Annotated in this window: 10 protein-coding genes; 7 read left to right on the top strand and 3 right to left on the bottom strand. The window is 67.9% G+C overall.

Annotated elements, in window-relative coordinates:
• Nucleotides 1-70 precede the first annotated feature (70 nt).
• From V9K91_RS04530 to V9K91_RS04520, 3 genes are all read right to left on the bottom strand, one after another.
• Nucleotides 71-982, bottom strand: a complete 912-nt coding sequence (locus tag V9K91_RS04530; protein WP_184126062.1) for a BPSS1780 family membrane protein — start codon at nt 980-982, stop codon at nt 71-73.
• Nucleotides 983-1,085: 103 nt separating this feature from the next.
• Nucleotides 1,086-1,805, bottom strand: a complete 720-nt coding sequence (locus V9K91_RS04525) for a glutamine amidotransferase (protein WP_068847921.1) — start codon at nt 1,803-1,805, stop codon at nt 1,086-1,088.
• Nucleotides 1,777-3,612, bottom strand: coding sequence for a GspE/PulE family protein (locus V9K91_RS04520; RefSeq protein WP_306987224.1), 1,836 nt, complete (start codon nt 3,610-3,612; stop codon nt 1,777-1,779). The genes V9K91_RS04525 and V9K91_RS04520 overlap by 29 nt, the downstream gene beginning before the upstream one ends.
• A 115-nt stretch (nt 3,613-3,727) precedes the next feature.
• Between V9K91_RS04520 and glyQ the strand changes: the two genes are divergently transcribed.
• From glyQ to V9K91_RS04485, 7 genes are all read left to right on the top strand, one after another.
• Nucleotides 3,728-4,639 carry a glycine--tRNA ligase subunit alpha gene (gene glyQ / locus V9K91_RS04515; RefSeq protein WP_306987225.1) on the top strand — a complete coding sequence of 304 codons (912 nt, stop codon included), beginning with the start codon at nt 3,728-3,730 and terminating at the stop codon, nt 4,637-4,639.
• Complete coding sequence (gene glyS, locus V9K91_RS04510; protein ID WP_336442786.1) at nt 4,636-6,732, top strand: glycine--tRNA ligase subunit beta; 2,097 nt, start codon at nt 4,636-4,638, stop codon at nt 6,730-6,732. Before glyQ ends, glyS begins: the two co-directional genes overlap by 4 nt.
• A gap of 269 nt (nt 6,733-7,001) precedes the next feature.
• Complete coding sequence (locus V9K91_RS04505) at nt 7,002-13,847, top strand: hypothetical protein (RefSeq protein ID WP_336442785.1); 6,846 nt, start codon at nt 7,002-7,004, stop codon at nt 13,845-13,847.
• Between the two features lie 96 nt (nt 13,848-13,943).
• Nucleotides 13,944-14,456, top strand: a complete 513-nt coding sequence (locus tag V9K91_RS04500) for a hypothetical protein (protein WP_336442784.1) — start codon at nt 13,944-13,946, stop codon at nt 14,454-14,456.
• A 77-nt stretch (nt 14,457-14,533) separates the two neighbouring features.
• On the top strand, nt 14,534-16,318 hold the full coding sequence (locus V9K91_RS04495; protein WP_336442783.1) for an autotransporter assembly complex family protein: 1,785 nt from the start codon (nt 14,534-14,536) through the stop codon (nt 16,316-16,318).
• A complete protein-coding gene (locus tag V9K91_RS04490) occupies nt 16,315-20,157 on the top strand; it encodes a translocation/assembly module TamB domain-containing protein (RefSeq protein WP_336442782.1) in 3,843 nt (1,280 codons plus the stop codon). Before V9K91_RS04495 ends, V9K91_RS04490 begins: the two co-directional genes overlap by 4 nt.
• Before the next feature lie 730 nt (nt 20,158-20,887).
• Nucleotides 20,888-21,202 carry a hypothetical protein gene (locus V9K91_RS04485; protein ID WP_337308174.1) on the top strand — a complete coding sequence of 105 codons (315 nt, stop codon included), beginning with the start codon at nt 20,888-20,890 and terminating at the stop codon, nt 21,200-21,202.
• Nucleotides 21,203-21,293: the final 91 nt, after the last annotated feature.

The raw sequence follows: 21,293 nt of genomic DNA, 5'->3' as shown, positions 1-21,293 counted from the left end.
GGGCTGCCCGTCGCCCGGCCCCAGCCCGCAGCAACTGAAACGCTGCTGTTGCTGTCGCTGTTGCTCTCAATCAAGCAGCGAAAATATTCCCAGGCCCGTTCGACGGCGGTACCGGCGGTGGGGCGGCGCGGCCGCGGTGGGCGAACATCTGGTTCCAGGCGGCGTATACCGCACCTACGTACAGCGGCATGATCACCGCGGTGTTGGTCAGCTGCATCACGAACGCGGCTGCACCGGCGCCGCCGGCCATCAGCGCCAGCTGCATCACGATGATCATCACGAAGTAGATGCACATCGCCGCGATCAGGCCCAGCAGCATGAACACCGCCATCGCGCCGAAATTGCGGATGCAGCCCTGCAGGCTCATGCGCAGCGCGTGCATGCCGCTCTGGTGGTCGAACACCACCAGCGCCGGCTGGGTGAACATCGCCATGCTCAGCGCCACGAACGTGCCGAATGCAATCAGCAGCCACAGCAGGATGCGCACCACCGGTACGCCGGCCATCAGCGCCATGGTCTGCTCATTGCTCGGCGTGGCGCCGGACTGCTGCAGCTCCTGCATTTTGCGGAACATCTCGGCCGTGGCAGTCAGGCCGTCGGGGCCCATCATCACGTACAACAGCGTACCCAGCGCAATCACCGCGATCAGCTGGATCGCCAGCGGCACCAGCAGGTGGCTCACGCGGCGGTCGCGGATCGGCTGCAGCAGGTGGGTCGGCATGGCGCGGTGGCCCTGGGCCACTTCGCTCACCGCCACCAGCATGCCGCCGAACACCAGCGGGCCTACCGCCACCGACACCAGCTGCAGCAACACGCCGAGCCAGCTCGGCAATGCCTGCGCCAGCACCAGGATCAGCGAACTGACCAGCATGCCGATCACGCCAAGGACCGCCAGCTGCAGCGGTGCGCGGCGATACAGGGTGAACGCGTCCAGCAGCCATTGGGCGCCCGCCGAGGCGGGCAGCTTGCGAATTTCGCTCATACCATTCCGGAACAGGGGGAAGGGCGCGTACGCCCCGAATACCAACGATTATCCCTGTTTTCCGTGCCCATCACCTGAAGGAAAGGTCGCTCCCGGCGGTCTTTCAGTTGTTGCGCGCCTGGCGGACGAACCGGCGCAGCAGCTGGCGGGCCAGCGGGGCCGCACTGACCCCGCGCGCCACGCTGCGCGCGCAGCCGCCGTGGCGACCGATGCACTCGGCACGCGCCCGCACGTAGCCGCGCATGTGGTGGGTGGCGAACTCCGGGTGGAACTGCACGCCCCAGGCCTGCTGGCCCCAGCGGAAGGCGTGGCAGTTGTCCTGCGCCGAGCGCGCCAGGATGGCCGCGCCCTCCGGCGCGCGCAGCACCGTCTGCAGGTGGGTGGCATGGGCCGGGAAGCGCGCCGGCAGGCCCGCGAATAGCGGGTCGTCCACCGCCGAGGGCTCCAGCGCCAGCTCGATCGTGCCCGACTCGCGCCCCGCCGGGTTGTAGGCCACCTCACCGCCCAGCGCATGTGCAAGCAGCTGGTGGCCGTAGCAGATGCCGAACACCGGGCGGTTGTCATGCGCGGCGGTGCGCAGCCACTGCGCGCTGCGCTCGCTCCAGTCGGCGCGGTCGGTCACGTAGGCGGCCGAGCCGCTGATGATCACCCCGGCGAAATCGCGGTGGTCGGGCAGCTCGCCGCCGTGCTCCACGTCCACCACCACCGTCTCGTCCGCATCCAGCCCCGCCGCGACCCGGATCCAGTGCGGAAAACGGCCGTACCGGCGCAGCGAAGCGACCGGTTGGCCGGTTTCAAGAATCAGGAAAGGCGAGCGGTTCATCGGGGGGAGGCAGCACGCTGAGGACTTCCTCGATTGTAGTCAGCCCTGCCGCCACCTTTTCAAGCCCCGCGCGGCGAAGGGTTCGTACTCCTTCAGCACGTGCGGCCCGGTTGAAACCGGCCAGATCCATGTCCGCCCGGATCAGCCCGCGCAGCCGCGAACTCAATGGCAGCAACTCATACAGGCCTACCCGGCCCATGTAGCCGGTGCGCCGGCAGTCGAGGCAACCGGCCGGCGCATATGGCGTGGGTGACTCTGGTAATGCCTCATCGGCATCAGCCAGCACCGCCCATTGGGCCGCGCTGAGCGGCTTGGGCACCTTGCAGTGCGGGCACAACGTGCGGACCAGGCGCTGGGCCAGGACCCCGTTGATGGTGCTGGCCAACAGGTAATGCGGCACGCCCAGGTCGAGCAGCCGGGTGATCGCCGAAGGCGCATCGTTGGTGTGCAGCGTGGACAGCACCAGATGGCCGGTCAGCGACGCCTGCACGGCCATCTGGGCCGTTTCCAGGTCGCGGATTTCGCCGATCATGATGATGTCCGGATCCTGCCGCAGCAGGGTGCGTACGCCGGCGGCGAAGTCCAGGTCGATGTTGGTCTGCACCTGCATCTGGTTGAATTCCGGCGCGATCATCTCGATCGGATCCTCCACCGTGCACACGTTCACGTCCGGGGTTGCCAGCCGCTTCAGGGTGGAATACAGGGTGGTGGTCTTGCCCGAACCGGTCGGGCCGGTGACCAGCACGATGCCGTGCGGGCGCTCCACCAGCGCGGTCCAGCCAGCCGCTTCCTGTGGGCTGAAACCGAGCTGGTCGATGCTCTTGAAGGCCGCATCCGGGTCGAAGATGCGCATCACGCACTTCTCGCCAAAGGCGGTGGGCATGGTCGACAGGCGCATTTCCACCTCGCGCCCACCCGGCGAGCGGGTCTTGATGCGGCCATCCTGCGGCCGTCGACGCTCGGCCAGGTCCATGCGGCCCAGCACTTTGATCCGGCTGACCATGGCGGTCATCACCGCCGGCGGCACCTCGAACACCTTGTGCAGCACGCCGTCGATGCGGAAACGCATGCGCCCCATGTCACGGCGCGGTTCCAGGTGGATGTCCGAGGCGCGCTGCTCGAAGGCGTACTGCAGCAGCCAGTCCACGATGTGCACCACGTGCTGGTCATCGGCGTTCACATCGCCGGAGCGGCCCAGCTCCACCAGCTGCTCGAAGCTGGGCAGGATGCCGCTGGCCTCGCCGCGCACATCGCCGCGCGCCCCGCGCACCGACCGGGTCACCCCGTAGAACTCCATCGTGTAGCGGTGCAGGTCCAGCGGGTTGACCATGGCCAGCTCGATCCGGCGCCGGGCCAGGTGCTGCAGGTCGAGCAGCCACTCCTGGGCCAGCGGCTCGCTGGTGGCCACCAGCAGCCGCTCGCTGTCCACCGCCAGCGGCAGGAACCGATGGCGGCGGGCATAGGCATGGGAGACCAGCGCGGTCACCGCCGCCACGTCCACCCGGGTGGGATCGATGCGCAGGTAGCGGGTGCCGGTTCGGGTGGCCAGCCAATCGGTCAGCCGTTCCAGGCCCAGCTCTCCGCCGGAGGCGGCCGCCAGCTTCAGGTTGGCCAGCAGCACCAGCGGGTGCACCTCGCTGGCATTGCGGGCGCCTTGACCGGAAAAGCGGATGCGCTCCACATCACTGGCCGCGACCAGCCCGTCGGCCACCATGGCGGCCGCCACCTGATCGAAATCCAGCCGGCCCGGCGGCAGGGGCCCCGGAGCAGGAACGGGGGCGAGCGTTGCCGGTGAGCGGTGTTCCATGGCGCCAGAATCCTCGGAGCGGGGCCTGCACGGCGTGATGGCAGCTTGCCTGGAATGCCGGCGGGCGGTCCGTCGCTATACTAGCGCACCCCCTGAGCAGGCAAGACTCCGCCGCATGTCCGCGACCCAGAACGTTCCGATCACTTTCCAGGGCCTGATCCAGACCCTCAACCAGTATTGGGCGCAGCAGGGCTGCGTGCTGATCCAGCCGCTGGACCTGGAGGTCGGTGCCGGCACCTTCCACCCGGCCACCTTCCTGCGCTCGATCGGCCCGGAAAGCTGGAATGCCGCGTACGTGCAGCCCTCGCGCCGCCCGACCGATGGCCGCTACGGCGAAAACCCCAACCGCCTGCAGCGCTACTACCAGTACCAGGTGGCGATGAAGCCCAGCCCGGACAACATCCAGCAGCTGTACCTGGATTCGCTGAAGGCACTGGGCATCGACCCGCTGGTGCACGACCTGCGTTTCGTCGAGGACAACTGGGAATCGCCGACCCTGGGCGCCTGGGGCCTGGGCTGGGAAGTCTGGCTCAACGGCATGGAGGTGACCCAGTTCACCTACTTCCAGCAGGCCGGTGGCCTGGAGTGCAAGCCGGTGCTGGGCGAGATCACCTACGGTCTTGAACGCCTGTGCATGTACCTGCAGAACTGCGACAACGTGTATGACCTGGTCTGGACCTACGGGCCCGACGGCACGCCGGTGACCTACGGCGATGTGTACCTGCAGAACGAAGTGGAGCAGAGCACCTACAACTTCGAGTACGCCGACGTGGAAGAACTGTTCCACCGCTTCGACGCGTGCGAGAAGGAAGCGCAGAAGCTGGTGGAGGTGGGCCTGCCGCTGCCGGCCTACGAGCAGGTGTGCAAGGCCAGCCATTCGTTCAACCTGCTGGATGCGCGCCGCGCGATCAGCGTGACCGAGCGCCAGCGCTACATCCTGCGCGTGCGCGCGCTGGCCCAGGCGGTGGCGAAACTGTATGAAGCCAAGCGCCTCGAAGCGGTGGCGGCCAAGGAGGTGCGGGCATGAGCACGATGCTGCCGCTGCTGATTGAACTGGGTACCGAAGAACTGCCCGTGAAGGCGCTGCCGGGCCTGGCCCAGGCATTCTTCGATGGCGTGGTGGACGGCCTGGCCAAGCGTGGCGTGGAAGTGGAACGCGGCGACGCCAAGCCGCTGTCCACCCCGCGCCGGCTGGCGGTGCTGCTGCCCGGCGTGGCCGTGGAGCAGCCGGAACAGCGCGGTGAAGTGCTGGGCCCGTACCTGAACATCGCGCTGGACGCCGATGGCCAGCCGACCAAGGCGCTGCAGGGTTTCGCGGCCAAGGCCGGGATCGACTGGACCGCGCTGGAGCGCACCAGCGATGCCAAGGGCGAGCGTTTCGTGCACCGTTCGGTGACCCCGGGTGCGCGCACCGCGGCGCTGCTGCCGGAGATCCTGGCCGAAGCGATTGCCGCCATGCCCATTCCCAAGCCGATGCGCTGGGGCAGGCACGCCTACGGCTTCGCTCGCCCGGTGCATTGGCTGGTGCTGCTGCACGGCAAGGACGTGATCGAGGCCGAAGTGCTGGGCCTGAAGTCCGACCGCATGAGCCGCGGCCATCGTTTCATGCACGACAAGACCGTGTGGCTGTCCTCGCCGGACGACTACGTCAGTTCGCTGCAGGCCGCTTATGTGCTGGTGGACGCCGACGCGCGCCGCAGCCGCATCGTGGAGGCGGTAAATGCCCAAGCCACCGCCGCCGGTGGCCAGGCGCGCATCACCGATGACAACCTGGAACAGGTGGTCAACCTGGTTGAATGGCCGGCGCCGGTGCTGTGCAGTTTCGAACGCGATTTCCTGGCGGTCCCGCAGGAAGCGCTGATCGAGACGATGGAAATCAACCAGAAGTTCTTCCCGGTACTGGACAACAGCGGCAAGCTGACCGAGAAGTTCATCGGCATCGCCAACATCGAATCGAAGAACGTGGCCGAAGTGGCCAAGGGCTACGAGCGGGTGATCCGCCCGCGCTTTGCCGATGCCAAGTTCTTCTTCGACGAAGACCTCAAGCAGGGCCTGGAATCCATGGGCGAGGGTCTCAAGACCGTCACCTACCAGGCCAAGCTCGGCTCAGTGGCCGACAAGGTGCAGCGCGTGGTGGCACTGGCCGGGCTTATTGCACCGCAGGTGGGCGCGGATCCGGTACTGGCCAGGCGCGCCGCGGTGCTCGCCAAGAACGACCTGCAGTCGCGCATGGTCAACGAGTTCCCCGAGCTGCAGGGCATTGCCGGCCGCCATTACGCGGTGACGGGTGGCGAATCGCCCGACGTCGCGCTGGCGATCGATGAGGCCTACCAGCCGCGCTTCGGTGGCGATGACATCGCGCTGTCGGACCTGGGCAAGGTACTGGCCATCGCCGAGCGTGCCGACACCCTGGCCGGTGGTTTTGCCGCAGGCTTGAAGCCGACCGGCAACAAGGACCCGTTCGCACTGCGCCGCAACGCGCTGGGCCTGGCGCGCACGATCATTGAATCCGGCTTCGAGCTGGACCTGCGCGCGCTGCTGGAAACGGCCTTTGCCGGCCTGCCGGCGGCGGTGCAGCCCAGTGCCGAGCGTAAGACCGAGGCCATGCCGGAGGAGCTGTACGACTTCATCATCGACCGCCTGCGCGGCTACTACGCCGACAAGGGTGTGCCGGCCACGCACTTCAACGCCGTGGCCGAACTGAAGCCGGCCTCGCTGTACGACTTCGACCGCCGCATCGACGCCATCGGCATCTTCGCCGCGCTGCCGGAAGCCGAAGCGCTGGCCGCCGCCAACAAGCGCATCCGCAACATCCTGCGCAAGGCCGAGGGGGCGATTCACGGCATGGTCGATCCGGCCCTGCTGGCCGAACCGGCCGAGAGCGAACTGGCTGAAGCCGTCGAAGCGGCCATCGACGACAGCAATGCCAGCCTGCACCAGAAGGACTACGTCAGCGTGCTGGCGCGCCTGGCCCGCCTGCGCCCGCAGGTGGATGCGTTCTTCGATGCGGTGATGGTCAACGCGGAAGATCCCGCACTGCGCGGCAACCGTCTGGCGCTGCTCAAGCGCCTGGGCGACCGCCTGGGCAGCGTGGCGGCGATCGAGCATCTGTCCAGCTGACGGCAACAGCCTGATCGCGTCTCACCCTTGAAAGCGCCCGACTGGTTCGGGCGCTTTCTTTTTATGCGCATTTGCTCGAATGCGACGAAAACTGCAATCAATCTGAATATTGATTGAGCGTTTCTTAGGAAAAATCAGAAAACGATAAATTCGTGCAATCGGTATTTCCCAGCGCCGCGTGATCATCCGGCGCCGCACTTCCACGCGGCACCGACACGTCGCGTGCGTCCTGCGCGGCTCGCCCCCGCTTTGCACGGAAGTACCGCCGCATGCCCAAGCTGCCCCACGTCGTTCCCGCCGTTTCTACCCTCAACCGCTTCGCCGCGCTGGCCGATACCGATGCGGAGAAGGACGTGCACAACACACATACACCCACCAGGGTCGGCAATGCGACGGCGCCGAAGAGACCGGCGGTTTCCTCGCGGGCGGTACCGCTGAGTCCGCGCGAAGCCGCGGTGAGGGATGCAATCCTCGCCACCGGCGCGCCTGAAAGCCGCGCGCTGGTACGCATGCTGGAAACGCACCTCGCTGCTGCCAACACCGTGGAAGCGCGCGACGTGGTGACCGAGCGTATGGAGCAGGCACTTGCCGCGCGTGGCCATGACGTGGCCGTCCTGCGCGACCTCGGCATCAACCTGCTGGATGGCGTGCTCGGTCGCGCGGCCTGGGGCACCCTGTTGGCCGAACTGCCCAGCTGGGCCGGCAATGCGTTGACGGCGGGACAGCTCGCCCGCGCCGCCATCAACGGCAGCTGGAGCAGCCTCGCGGCGGTTCTGCCATCGTTGGCAGCGGCATTGCCGTCGCTGCGCACACATGACCAGTTCGACGCACTGGTGCAGTCGCTGCCGGAGGCGATCCGGACCGGGTTGTGGAACCTGCATGAGCAGATTGGCCAAGCCGACGCGCAGCTGCGCCCCAACCTCGGCGGCGGACACCTGGTGTCGGCGCTGGCGGTGGCCGCGCTGCTCTGGCAGGTGCAACGCTCGCTGCCAAAGCCGGCGGGGAAGCTGCAGGGGATCGGTCGCTTCATCGCCGAACTGCCGTTGCATTGGCAACGCATCGCCGTGCTCAACGGCGTGGGCGGGGCGCTGCTTGCACCGGGCGCGGTGGCCGCCAATGGGGAAACAGACGCGCCGGTCGAACGCGACCAACGCGCACTGCGTCCAGGCCCGGAGGAAAAGGCACAACGGATCGAGTTCCAGCGCTGGGCGGACCGGGGCATGCGGTCGGGCCCGCCACGAATCCGCCCGACCATCGACAGCCTTGAGCCGGTGACGTTTGAAGCGTCACGCGCGCCCGGCACCCTGCAGGCAGGGGGGCCGACCCGCGAACCTGCCGCCGCGCTTGCCGCACCGCAGCCGGCCGATGCGGCGACGTCACCGGGCAGCCGCCCGCAGAGCGGTTGGCTTGCGTGGCTGGGCGCCGGCATTGCCACCTTGGGCCATGCGGCACGGGGTGGCTTCCAGTCGGTGCCACAGGCCGCACCCTCAGTGGAAATGACCTTGATGAGTGGCTCGGCACTGCGCGAGGTGGTCACCGAGCCGCTGATGTCGCCCGAAACAGTTGAAGTGGCGACGGGAGCGGCTACCACCGCGCGCATGTTCCCCAATCTGCGACGGACGCCGCTGGCGCTGGCAGCGGCAGCGACGGTAACCGGTGCGGGTGCGGCAGTGATTGGCTTGAAGCGCTATTTCTGGCCCGACACCTCCGCCGCCACGCCGATCGCGCTCGCCGAACAGCTGGCCGGCGAGGTGGTTGGGTTGCGGGACGGCCACTGGGGTACCGGGCTGGACCTGTTGCTGGGCGAACTGGAGCCCACTCAGCGTAGCGGTCGCGCGCGGCGCGCGGCACCCGCCGCCACCGCCTACAGCGCAGGCGAACAGGAAACCGACCTGCAGCGGCACGGTGTGTCGACCGCGCAGCTGGATGCACTGCGCGCCGATCCCGCCCTGATGCAGCAGCTGCAGTCGATGCGTCTGTGGTCGGTAGCGGTAGCGCGCGACATCGCCACGCAGCCCGGCTGGGAATGGGTGGCGCGATTGTCGGCCTCGGAACAGGAACTGCTGGTCGGCCACTGGCAGGCGCTTCGCAGGATCGCCCCCACCCTGGACGCGGTGGACAACGCGGCTGATGCGGTGATGGAAGAACTGCTGCAGAAAGCGGGGTGGCAGGGAAACTGGATGGACATCGAAGTGCGTCTGCCGCACAAGGACGTGGCCGGGATGCAGGTGGACGACCGCCTGCCGCTGCTCGCGTACTGCCTGTCGCGGCCGCGCGCCGGTGAGGCGTCGTTCCTGCGCGATGACCTGCCGGTCACCCCGCGTGAGTGGGCCCAGCTCAGGCAGGCGCTGGCCAGTGCCGACGCCAGCCGCCTGCGCGTGGACATCGCCGCCCGAGTCGAACAGGCGCGGCCGGCGCTCAGTGCAGCCGTGCAGGCGCAGCTGGTGCTGGACGCGCTCAAGGCCAAGGCGCTGGGCCGGCTGGGCAGCGGCGACGCGCATCGGCGCGGTGCGGAGGTGGTGCTGGGCTTCCTGCAGGGCACCGGCGCGGTCGAACGCGCCACGTTGACCTATGTGGACCGGCTGCCCGACGGCAGCGCGATTACGGTGCCGGTGCCGAACTACCTGGTGCTGCGCAGCGCCGCCAAGGACGAGGGGCTGCGCGGCCAGGTGGTGCTGTACCGCTCGGACCTGTCGCGTTTCCAGGCATTCGGCGACGAAGACGCGTTCCGCGAGTTCCTGGATACCCAGCGCGCCCGCAGCGGTGCCTTCGCCGCCGAAGGCGGGGTGCAACGCAGCCTGGGCGACGACATCGTGCAGGCCGCGCCGCCGGAGCACCGTCGCGAACTGCTGAAACTGGTCGATGACTGGGAAAAGCGCCTCGCGCTTTACCAGAGCGGCCAGCGCGGGCCGCAGGCATGGAACCCGGCCGCAAGCTTCACCCTTGCCTTCACTCCGGTCGACCACGCCGACGGGGCGCGCCAGCAGTGGGCCGACACGCTGGTCAATCACGGGCAGGCGCTGGCGCAGCAACAGCTGGGCCGCAACCTGCTGCGCTGGAGCCCGCTGGGCATTGCCAACGTAGCGGCGGACGCCGCCTACGAGCAGCGCCGCGACAGCGCCCTGCAGACCCTGGACACGCACGCGCAGCCCAGCGTTACCGACGCCATGGTGGGCGCGCTGCGGATGGCCGGTTTCGAAGGCTCGCTGGCGGGCTTCGATCCGAGCCGGGTCCGCCTGCAGCTGGGCGAGCAGCACATGGACCTGACCCGTTGGGCGACCCGCGGCTGGCAGCAGCACGGGCTGCCCCGGCCGCCGGTACCGCTGAATGCCCCGGACTGGGCGCCCGACGCGGCCGGCATGCCCAATGCCCGGCTGCCGCAAGCCACCTGGCTGGACGATGCGACGCTGGACGCGATGCAGCTGGTGGCGTGGCGCGGTGACGCGCAGGGCGGGGTGGACACCGAGCTCACCGCGCGGCTGGCCGACCCGGCGCTGCGCCGGGCGATCTGTGGCGAGCTGGAGAGCTTCGCCACCAGCAACCGGCTGGCCACGGCCTACATTGAGCACCTGCGCGCGCTGCCGCGCACCGGGGAGGGCAGGGCCTTCGCCGCTGCGCTGGGCAACCAGATCCGCGCGCGTACCGCGTGGATGATCGAGGTGGCCCGACAGGACGGCCTGCTGGACGCCGCCACCCACGCCGCGCTGCAAACGGCGCACACGCAGCTCGACCCGGTCGGCAAGCAGACCTCGACCCTGCAGGTAGTGACGCTCAAAGGCCACCCGCTGGTGGGGCTGTGGGCGATCCAGACGCCTGCCGGTCGCCATGTGTTCCTGCCCGATACCCCCTACGGCGACCAGGTGCTGGACGAGCGCGCCTTTGCCCTCTGGCTGCGCCGACCCGAGGCCGAAGCCTACGTTCGCGCCCGCGCGCAGTATCGCTACCACCCGGACCTGGCCGGGGCGTTCGAGCATACCGCCAGCTCGCGCGGCATCCCGTTCGGCTTCGCGGCCACGCGTGGGCCGCAGGCGGCGGCGGCCACGCTGATCGCCGCGCGTATCGACGATGTGGACGAGCTTACGGTGAGCCCGCACGAGCAGCTGGCCGAGACGCTCAGGATGATCGGCACGATCGGCGTGGGCGCGTTGTGTTCTCTCGCCAGTGGCGGCACCGGCACGCTGCTGTGCCTGGCCGGCACGCTGGGGGTGGTGGTCGATAGTTTCCACCGGGGCCTGGTTTACCTGGAGCGCGGCCTGGTCGATGACGGCATCCTCGAGATCGGCGGGGGGGTGGTCGACCTGCTCGACCCGGCCCAGATCACCGCGATCCCAGGCCTGCTGTACCAGCTCGGCAAGCGCAGCCTGGGCAGCATCGCCGAGGCGACCGCTGCAGTGCGCCAGCTGCGCCTGCAGCGGCGGGGGTTCAGCGCCGACGGACTGGTCAACCAGGGCTTCGCGGTGTCGGACAACGCATTGGCGACCGCAGCGCTGCCCATGCTGGAACAACCGCTCGCCGGTGGCGGCCTGCTGTACCGGCAGCGGGACCGTACATATATCCGGCAGGAAGGTCTTTTCGTCGAAGCGGTGACCGATGGCCGCGATGTGCGCCTGCGCATGCCTGATGCATCCGAGGCGCCAGGTCCGCCGGTGGAATTCAGGAACAACGCCTGGTACCGGCAGGAGCGCCCGCCGACGCACCGCGGCACCACCACGCTGTCGCCGGTGGGCGGGCGCGGGTGGGTGAGCCGCCTGCCGGAGGCGGAAAACCTGCCGCCGGAGAAGCTGGACGAGCTGGAGGCGGTGTTCGGCGTGCGTTCGCGTGATTCCTCACCCAGTGCCGACCTGCGCCACGTGGTGCAGGAGCTCACCATCGACCAGCGTGTGCAGCGCATTCTCGGCGACCCTGAATCGCTGGGCATGCCCGGCGACGAGGCGATCATCATGCGCGCCTGGGCCGACAGCCCTGTACTGGGCAACGGCAAGGGTGTGGAAACCTATGTCGACACCATCGGCGAGTGGACCCGAGGCGCACGTTTCGGCCGCGGTCCCGTCGGGCTGATGGTGGAAGTGGCCGACACGCGCACCTTGCCCGGCATCGAGGCCCTGGTCGACGCTGCCGACGCAACCGCCCTGGCCACGCGGCTGAAACTACCGGCGGACACCGGCCGCGACGCGCTGCTGCAGGCGGTGCGCAACGAGCTGGGCAGGGTGATCAAGGCCGACCCGGCGCAGAGCCGCCTCACCTGGCAACGCTGGATCGCCGCCCAGCACCGCCTGCCAACGGCAGCGGACAACCTGGTCAAACACTTCCCCGATCTCACCAAGGCCGAGGCGGAAGAGATCATCACCCGCTCCAACGGCCTGCAGAAGCGCGAGGTGGAATCGTGGATATTCTCCACGGACATCCGCGCGATCGTGGCCGACACGCTCACCAGCCGGACGCAGCGGCAGCAACGCCAGGCGGTGGTGAACGACGCCTTCGGAACACTTGCCGATGTGCAGCAACTGGGCACCCACCTGCAGTCGGCACTGCCGGGCCGCACCATCAAGGTGCGTGACGATGGCCCGGGCGGTTCTGTGCTGCTGGTCGGCTCGGCAACGCCCGGGGTTGCCGAAGCACGGCTGGTCTTCAGCCCTGGCACGGGCGGCGCACTGATCGTGTCGGATGCGCAGCACAAGGCACATACGCACTGGCAGGACGCGTTGTTCGAACAGCTTGCCGCACCCGAAAAACGACGGTTGGGCGACGCAACCACGCTGCGGCGCGAAGTGGTCGAGCAGATGAAGCAGATGCCGATCGCGCAGCGCTGCAGCCTGAGGGGACCGCTCAAGCCGGTGCCCGACAGCAGCCCCAACAGTGAGGCACGGCCCCACGAACGCACCCGCCGTTCGGCGGACTGCGATCCCCCGGACAGCATCTCGCTGGGTCCGGACATGATTGCACTGCGTGACGACATGCAGCGCAGCCTGGGCGCGATGCGGCACGAACTGGACCGGACCTACACCGGCCTGCGCGCGGAAGAACGCGAACTGAAGGCGCTGACCAGCCGCATGATGCAGCTCAAGCTGGAGAAGCAATCCCTGCCAGCGGTCGACGCCGCACGCATGAAGGAGCTGCAGAAGAAGAACTTCCGCACCTTGAACGGCTACGACCTGATGAACGCGGCCTACTACCGTCTCGACGACATCGCGTACGACGGGGTGCCGCTGGGTCCATCACCGGACTTCCCGGACAGTGGTTTCGCCTTGAGTACCGTGCCGCGGGCATGGATGCACCCGGAAAACTTCGTCAAGCCGGTGCCGGTGCGCCGCGTGTTCCTGCCCGCTGCACAGGCCGAGGGCAAGCCGATGCAGAGCGGCCTGTTCCGTGCGGACTATCCGCTGGGTGCAGACCTGATGCCGTCGGTAGGCAAGCTGGCCGAACCGGGGCAGGCGTCGAAGAAGATTACCCTGACCGAGCGCGACCTGCAGGTGACGGTGCCGGGCGGGAAGCAGGCCCGGTCGTTCGCCGAGCTGACCGACGCGGAGTTCGACGCACTGGATGGCAAGTCGCTCTCGGAGGCAATGCGGCAGTACGTTGGCGAGGGAAGTCTGCTGGCAAGCAATGCAAAATCCCTGACTCCCGGCGACTACTACCTGTATCAGATCCGCTCATGCAGCGAGAGCAAGATCCTGAAGGGCTGGTTTGACGCATTGAAGAAGGCGGTGCCTGCGATCGCGGACCTTCTCGATGGAAGGGGCCCGATACCGAAGGTCAAGGGAAAGGTCGGCATCCTGTCCGACAGCAACCCCTGTTCCTACAGCTGTGATCGCCGCCTGGCCGAGTTGGAGGAGATGCTGCCCGGTGTCAAACTTACCCTGTTCTATCACTTCGACACGCCGACCGAGGCTCTGGAGTGGCGGTCGGAGCAGGCCATGCTGCGGGTGATGGAGAAGCACCGCGTCGCATGGGAGGGTGCAGGCCATTCCGAAAACGACATTCGGCAGATGGCCGCCGCCGAGTTGAAGAAGCCCGATGTCCGCCAATGGGCCGAGGAGCAGCTGCTGGCATCGCCGCCGCCGCGGCCGGTGCCGCGGCTCTGGACGCGGACGGAGTATGAAGCCGAGGGATTCTGAGGCGCGCCGCATGCGGATGCGGCACCATGTCAAGGTGCGACGGCCGGGGTGCGAGCCCCGGCCGCCGCTGGACCACCGATTCCGGGAGCACTTGCAATGATCATCAACGGCGCCGGCCGTCCTGCCGCACTTTCCAGCACACCGGGCCTCACCGCAGCGGACGCCTCCGTTCTCGGGGCCGACCGCGAGCAGGCCCTGGGCACGCGCGAGCACGATTTCCTGCTGTTCGGCAGCCAGGCCACCGCGTTCGCCCGCGACCTGTTCCGCAGCGGGATCGCCGACGACCTGCGCGCCTATCTCGAACAGGGGTTCCTGCACGACGCTGATGCCAGCGGGCCGGTGCAACGGAACCTGGCGCCCGGGGACCGCGATCACGGGCTCGATGCCTGCGGCGGGAATCTGACCCTGCGCGACGGGGTGCTGATCTTCGGCCGCTACAACAACCACGGTAACGGCGACTGCTATTACGCCTGCGTGCCGGGCAGGGGGGCGCCTGCGTTCTTCAGCATCTGCATCGAGTCCGGCGTAGACAGCGGTGAGGCCTACGAAATCTCAGTGTCCCCCTCGATGGACTGGTCACAATTTCTGGCTCACCTTCCGCCTGCGTGAATATGGCGTGATGCTCGAGGCCGCATGCACCGCAGCGACGGGCTTCGTTTTTGGCACGATCCCGCTATCCTGTGCCCATGCCGCCTTTGAAATATTTCCTGCCGCTGTTGTTCCTGTCGCTGGCCATCGCCTCGACCGCGCATGCGCGCGGCACCATCGAGAAGGTGGACATCACCGGCCTGGACAGGGGCGACGATGCCGAGATGATCGAGAACATCGAAGTCTCGCTGTCGCTGTACGACACCATTGGCAAGGAACAGGGCGAGTCGCGGCTGGAATACCTGCTGTCGCAGGCCGAGCGCCAGACCCGGCGCGCGCTGGAACCGTTCGGCTACTACAACCCGGTGATCACGGTGGAAAGCCCGCGCGAAGGTGAGAACCTGCGCGTGGTGATCCATGTCGATCGTGGTCCGCCCACCCTGGTACGCCGCGAGAACATCGACATCACCGGTCCGGCGCAGCTGGACCAGTACCTGCAGGAAGACCTGGAGAACTTCCGGCCGCGCAAGGGCCAGCGCTTCGAGCACACGCTGTACGACGCCAGCCGCGTGACCATCACCCGGCGCCTGGCCGAACGTGGCTACTTCGATGCCGATTTCACCCAGCGCCGGGTCGAGATCACCCGCGCCGAGAATGCCGCCGACATCGATCTCACCTGGGACAGCGGCCGCCGCTACAACATGGGCGATATCCGCTTCCACCAGGATTACTTCGTGGAGCGCCTGTTCGACCCGCTGGTGTACTGGGAAAAGGGCAGCTACTTCCACGAAGGCAAGCTGGACCGCCTGCGCGAATCGCTGACCAAGCTGGATTACTTCAGCGTCATCGACATCCAGCCGCAGCCGGACCAGGCCGACGAGAACGGCAACGTGCCGGTGGATGTCACCCTGACCCGGGCCAAGCGCAGCATCTATACGGCAGGTATCAGCTACGGCAGCGAAAGCGGCGCCGGTGTGCGCGGCGGCCTGGAGCGGCGCTTCCTCAACAGCCGCGGCCACAAGATGAACACCCAGCTGGACTACGCGCAGAAGCGCAAGAGTCTTGTCACCACCTACCGGATCCCGGCGTTCAAGTGGCTGGACGGGTGGTACGGGCTCACTGCCAGCGCGTATGACGAGCAGACCGACTACATCGACCTTCGCAACTTCAAGCTGATCGGCAGCCGCAGCGGCGAGATCAACGAGAACTGGACGGCCATCGCCTCGATCAACGCCCTGCGCGAGCGCTGGCGCTATGCCTCGGGCACCGAATTCACCAACGCGATCTACAACACCTCCACGCTGGTGTATCCGCAGCTGGTGGCCGACTACGTGAATGTCGATGACCGCCTGGCCCCGCGCAAGGGCATCAGTGGAAGCGCGACCATGCGTGGCGGCATCGAAGGCGCAGGTTCGGATACCAGCTTCGTGCAGGCCAGCGTGATGCTGCGCTGGTTCATCCCGGTCGGCGATGCCGACCGCCTGATCCTGCGCGGCGAAGGTGGTACCACCTGGACCAGCGACCTGGTGGCGATGCCGCCCAGCCTGCGCTTCTTCGCCGGTGGCGACCGCAGCATCCGCGGTTACGCGTTCCGTGAAGTAGGCCCGCGCACGCCTCCGCCGGATAAATTCGCACTGGGTGCCAAGAACCTGGTGACCGCCTCGGCCGAGTACGAGCACTACTTCAAGGGCGGGCCGTGGGGCGGCGCGGTGTTCGTCGATACCGGCAGCGCGTTCGACAACACCATCGACCTGCATACCGGCGTGGGCTTCGGCGTGCGCTGGAAATCACCGGTGGGCCCGGTGCGCGTGGACATCGCGCACGGTCTGAACAATCCGGATTCGAAGTTCCAGCTCTACCTGAGCGTGGGAGCGGACCTGTGAGCACGCCGACCCCGACCACGCCGACCCCGCCGCCGCCGCGCGTGCGCTTCTACCGCAAGCGTCGCTTCTGGGCATGGTCCGGCTTCACCGTGCTGGGGCTGGTGCTGCTGGCGCTGCTGCTGGTGTACTGGCTGCTGCAGACCGTGGCCGGCCGCGATGTGCTGCTGGCCCAGGTGGTGGCGCGGCTGCCGGTGGGCGCCACGCTGACCTGGAGCAAGGTGGATGGCCCGGTGGCCGGGCCGCTGGTGCTGCACAACCTGGATTTCCGCTACGACGACATCCACTTCACCGCAGAGCGCGCGTACCTGGATCCGGATATCCGCCCGCTGCTGGGCCGCAAGCTGCAGCTGGATGCGCTGCAGATCAAGAACGCCACGTTGAACCTGGCCAAGAGCGATGAACCGTTCGAAATGCCCTCGTGGCCCGATTCGCTGCCGCAGATCGAAATGCCGCTGGCGATCCAGGCCGACACCATCATCATCGATGGCTTCCGCATCACCCAGGCGCAGGAACCGTTGATCGACATCACCAGGCTGCGCGGTGGGCTGGAAATTGCCAACGGCGAATTCCGCGCGCGCCAGCTCAAGGTGGACAGCGACCTGGGCGACTTCCGTGTGGACGGCCGCTATGTGCCGCGCAACGACTATTCCACCGACATCACCATCGGCGCGGTGCTGCCGGCACCGCGCGGGCGCACCCCGGCGCGGCTTGGGCTGGTGGCCCGTGGCAACCTGGACCGCATGGAAATCGCGCTGGCCGGGCATGCCCCCGCGCCGCTGCAGGCCAGCCTGGTCTTCGACGGCCGCGACGAACCGGTGTGGAAGGCCAGTGCGCGCAGCAAGGAACTGGACCTGGCACTGCTGGTGCCGGGCATGGATGCCAGTACCAGCACGCCGCTGTCGCTGGATTTCCAGGCCACCGGCAAGGGCGGGCAGGCCAACCTGCAGGGCCGCATCCAGCAGGGCGACCTGGCGGTGGAGCTGGCGCCATCCAATGTCGGCCTGGCCGACCAGGTACTGACCGTCTCACCGCTGGTGGTGAAGGGCTTCGGTGGCCAGGCCCGGCTGCAGGGCACCGCCGATTTCCGTGACCGCGAAAATGCCAGCCTGCGCTTTGCGATCGTCGCCAACGACCTGACCTTCGTGCCCGAGGCCGATCCCACCACGCCGGGCGCCGCCAAACCGGTACCGGTGACGCTCAACCAAGCGCGCATGGGCCTGGCCGGCACGCTCAAGAACTGGGCGGCGGTCGGCACGGCCTCGGTGGAGCGCGAACAGCAATCGGCCGACCTGACGTTCGATGTGCGCGGCAGCGACACCGCCGCCCGGATCAAGCAGCTGCAGGCCAAGACCCCCGGCGGCGCGCTCGACGTGACCGGCCAGGTGGCGTGGGCGCCGCAGCTGGATTGGGACGTGGCCGCCAAGCTGGCTGCATTCGATCCCGGCTACTTCGTGCCCGGGTGGGATGGCCGCCTGTCCGGCAACGTGGCCTCCAAGGGCCGCCAGCTGCCGCCGCCGGCGGGCAGCCCGGCCGGTACCGCCGGGATCTACGAAGCCACCGTGGACGTGCCCGGCATCAACGGCATGCTGCGCAACCGCCGCGTGGATGCGCAGGGCCGCTTCGCGCTGCGCGGGCAGCAGGGCGAAGGCAACGTGCGCCTGGCGGTGGGCAACAGCCGCCTGACCGCGCGCGGCAGCGTCGGCGACCGCCTCGATGTGCAGGCGCAGCTGGAACCGGTGCAACTGGATGACCTGATGCCCGGCAGCACCGGCACGCTGCGTGGCCAGGTGCAGGTGCGCGGACCGCGCACCGCGCCGGACATCACCGCCGACCTGGTCGGCAGCGGGCTGCGCTATGCCGATTACAGCGCTGAAGCGCTCAGCATCCGTGGCCGCCTGCCGTGGCAGGGCAGCAACGGCACCCTGGCGCTGCAGGGCACCAAGGTGCAGGCCGGCATGCTGCTGGACACGATCAACGTGGACGCGCGCGGCAGCGTGTCCAACCTGCGGCTGGATGCGCAGGCGAAGAACGAACTGGGTGCGGTGGCGCTGGAGGGCGGGGTACGCCAGCAGGGCAATGCATGGCGGGGCGATATCGCCGCGCTGCGGATCGCACCGATCAAGGGCGATGCATGGGCGTTGCGCGCACCGGCCACCTTCGGTATCCAGGGCAGCACCTTCACCCTGACCGACACCTGCCTGGGCGCGGCCACCGGCGGCGCGCTGTGCGCCAGCGCCAACTGGCCGCGTGATGGGTTGAAGGTGCGCGGCGATGCGCTGCCGCTGGCGCTGGTGCAGCCGTGGCTGCCGCCGCAATCCGGGCGCCGCCTGCACCTGCGCGGCGAAATCACCCTGGATGGGCAGATCCGCCCGCGCGGCAACGCGTGGGAAGGCAGCGCCAGGATCGCCTCGCTGGAGGGCGGCATCCGCCTGGGCGACAACGCGCGCGGCGAACTGGTGCGCTACGACCAGTTCTCGGCCACGCTGGAAATGACCCCGGCGCAGATCAACGCCAAGCTCGGTGTCGGCTTCCAGGGCAACGGCTTCGTCGATGCCAAGGTGCAGACCGGCTGGGATGCCAACGCGCCACTCAACGGCGAGCTGTACCTCAACATGTCGCGGCTGTACTGGATCGAGCTGTTCTCGCCGGACATCGTGCGCCCCACCGGCCTGATCGAAGGCCACGTCAGCCTGCGCGGTACGCGCGGCACGCCGTCGTTGGGCGGCGACGCCAAGCTGAGCAACTTCAAGGCTGAATTCCCGGCGCTGGGGCTGACCTTCGACCAGGGCAGCGGCAGCTTCACCGCGCAGCCGGATGGTTCGGCGAAGATCACCGCACAGGCGAACTCGGGCAAGGGCACGCTGTACGTCGACGGCGGGCTGTCGTGGTTCGGCGATGCACAGCCGCTGCAGCTGCATATCCACGGCGAAAACGTGCTGCTGTCCAACACGCCGGAACTGCGCATCGTGGCCAACCCCAACCTCGACTTCACCCTGGCCAAGGCGGCCATGCAGCTGCGCGGCACCGTGCACGTGCCCGAAGCCGACCTGGACCTGGAGCGGCTGGATCGCGGCACCTCGGTGTCCGAAGACGTGGTGGTGCTGGACCCGGCCGATCCGGAAGAAGGCCCGAGCCTGCCGCTGGACATGGACCTGACCGTGAGCCTGGGCGACAAGGTCCGCATGGCCGGCTTCGGCCTCAAGGGCGGGCTGGGCGGCAAGATGCAGGTGTGGGCGCGGCCCGGTCGCGAGATGACCGCCAACGGTGCGCTGGAAGTGAGTGGCCGCTACAAGGCCTATGGCCAGGACCTGACCATCACCCGCGGCAACCTCAACTGGAACTTCAACGCGGTGTCCGACCCGCGCATCAACATCCGTGCAGAGCGCCGGGTGGGTGATGTCACCGCCGGCATCGACGTGACCGGCCGCGCGCAGTCGCCCCGGGTGGACGTGTGGTCGGACCCGTCGATGTCGCAGTCCGAAGCACTGGCGTTCCTGGTGCTGGGGCGCAGCCTTACCGGCGCCAGCAGCGACCAGACCCAGCAGGTGAACGCGGCCTCGGCGGCGCTGTCGGCCGGCAGCGGCCTGCTGGCCTCGCAGCTGGGCGCCAAGCTCGGCCTGGACGACGCCGGCGTCAGCCAGTCACGCGCGCTGGGCGGCTCGGTGATCGGCGTGGGCAAGTACATCTCGCCCAAGCTGTACGTCGGCTACGGCGTCTCGCTGGTAGGCAGCGGCTCGGTACTCACGCTGAAGTACCTGCTGCGCCGCGGCTTCGACATCGAAATCGAATCCAGCACGGTGGAAAACCGCGGCTCGCTCAACTGGCGAAAAGAAAAGTAGAGCCAGGCCCTGCCTGGCTGCAGACAATGATCGGCGCCACTGCCCACCGGACGTGTGGGGACCTGGCATCGGTAGGGTCGCATCCCAATCGACCGCCGATAGGCCACCCGCGTCCGGTACTGGCATTGCAATGATCGGCAGCGCGCCTCCGTCAGCCCGTGTGATTGCGAGTCCGACACCGGTAGGGTCGCATCCAAATCGACCGCCGACGCGGCATCCGCGACCGTTGATGGCATTGCAATGATCGGCATCACGCCTCCGTCAGCCATGCAATTGCACAGGTCCATGCGTCAAAGCGATCGCCCACATTGTCGGCAGTCGTTTGGGAACCGACCCTACCGCGCGGGGCATGCCGAATGCGGCATGGAAATCCTGGCGTTTCATGCTGCGCAGAGCGCACAGAAAGAAAGTTCGCCTACCGCATCACACTTCGCAATGTGCTTGCACCGCAATGGATGCAGGGCACTCGCAGTTCATTCCCGACACAGTGTTAGGCACCGCCTACCGGTTCGGTCAAATCAACAGATACAACCGAATTCCGTTATGGTCGTCGTGTCCGCATGGTGGGTTGAGGAGTCTGATAGCTCCGGAAAGTGGATGTAATGCGTCGGGAGGGTGACCGAATACAACACCCTCGTGGAAATACGTCGCACCGTTCAGTTCTACACGGCTATCAGCCTCCCGACTCCCTCGCCATCCCGGCGAGGGAGACATCCAGGAGAGGCCTACCATGCACGACAACAACGATGATTCTCGCGCCGACGCCCGATCCCGCGTCACCTACCACTGGCGCATGCCCCGCACCGTCCTCATCGGCGCAGACCGTCAAGACGACGACGAACCCAGGCCCGGCGAAGTGCTGATCCCCCCACTGCACCTGCGCGGCATGTGGATGACCACCGCCGGCATGGAAACCGGCTCGCGCGTGAGCCTGCACATCGCACCCGGCTGCCTGCTGCTGCGCATGGTCAACCCGGTAGTACGCGTCGCCTGCCGCCCGGGCTGGTACCAGGCCGCGCAGGATTCCACCCGCGCGCGCTGGTAGGGTCGCATCCCAATCGACCGCCGGCTCTGCATCCGCATTCGGTGATGGCATTGCGATGATCGGCATCGCGCCTCCGCCAGCCGTGCGATGG

The sequence above is a fragment of the Stenotrophomonas sp. CCNWLW57 genome, assembly GCF_037203925.1.
In the GTDB taxonomy this organism is placed as follows: Bacteria; Pseudomonadota; Gammaproteobacteria; order Xanthomonadales; family Xanthomonadaceae; genus Stenotrophomonas; species Stenotrophomonas rhizophila_A.
The sequence above is the reverse complement of the archived record's forward strand: the minus strand, read 5'-3'. Positions and strand labels throughout refer to the sequence as shown.

Excerpts from the sequence above, each read along its gene's own strand:
- V9K91_RS04530 (WP_184126062.1), bottom strand. The coding sequence starts at position 982 with ATGAGCGAAATTCGCAAGCTGCCCGCCTCGGCGGGCGCCCAATGGCTG.
- V9K91_RS04525 (WP_068847921.1), bottom strand. The coding sequence starts at position 1,805 with ATGAACCGCTCGCCTTTCCTGATTCTTGAAACCGGCCAACCGGTCGCT.
- V9K91_RS04520 (WP_306987224.1), bottom strand. The coding sequence starts at position 3,612 with ATGGAACACCGCTCACCGGCAACGCTCGCCCCCGTTCCTGCTCCGGGG.
- glyQ (WP_306987225.1), top strand. The coding sequence starts at position 3,728 with ATGTCCGCGACCCAGAACGTTCCGATCACTTTCCAGGGCCTGATCCAG.
- glyS (WP_336442786.1), top strand. The coding sequence starts at position 4,636 with ATGAGCACGATGCTGCCGCTGCTGATTGAACTGGGTACCGAAGAACTG.
- V9K91_RS04505 (WP_336442785.1), top strand. The coding sequence starts at position 7,002 with ATGCCCAAGCTGCCCCACGTCGTTCCCGCCGTTTCTACCCTCAACCGC.
- V9K91_RS04500 (WP_336442784.1), top strand. The coding sequence starts at position 13,944 with ATGATCATCAACGGCGCCGGCCGTCCTGCCGCACTTTCCAGCACACCG.
- V9K91_RS04495 (WP_336442783.1), top strand. The coding sequence starts at position 14,534 with ATGCCGCCTTTGAAATATTTCCTGCCGCTGTTGTTCCTGTCGCTGGCC.
- V9K91_RS04485 (WP_337308174.1), top strand. The coding sequence starts at position 20,888 with ATGCACGACAACAACGATGATTCTCGCGCCGACGCCCGATCCCGCGTC.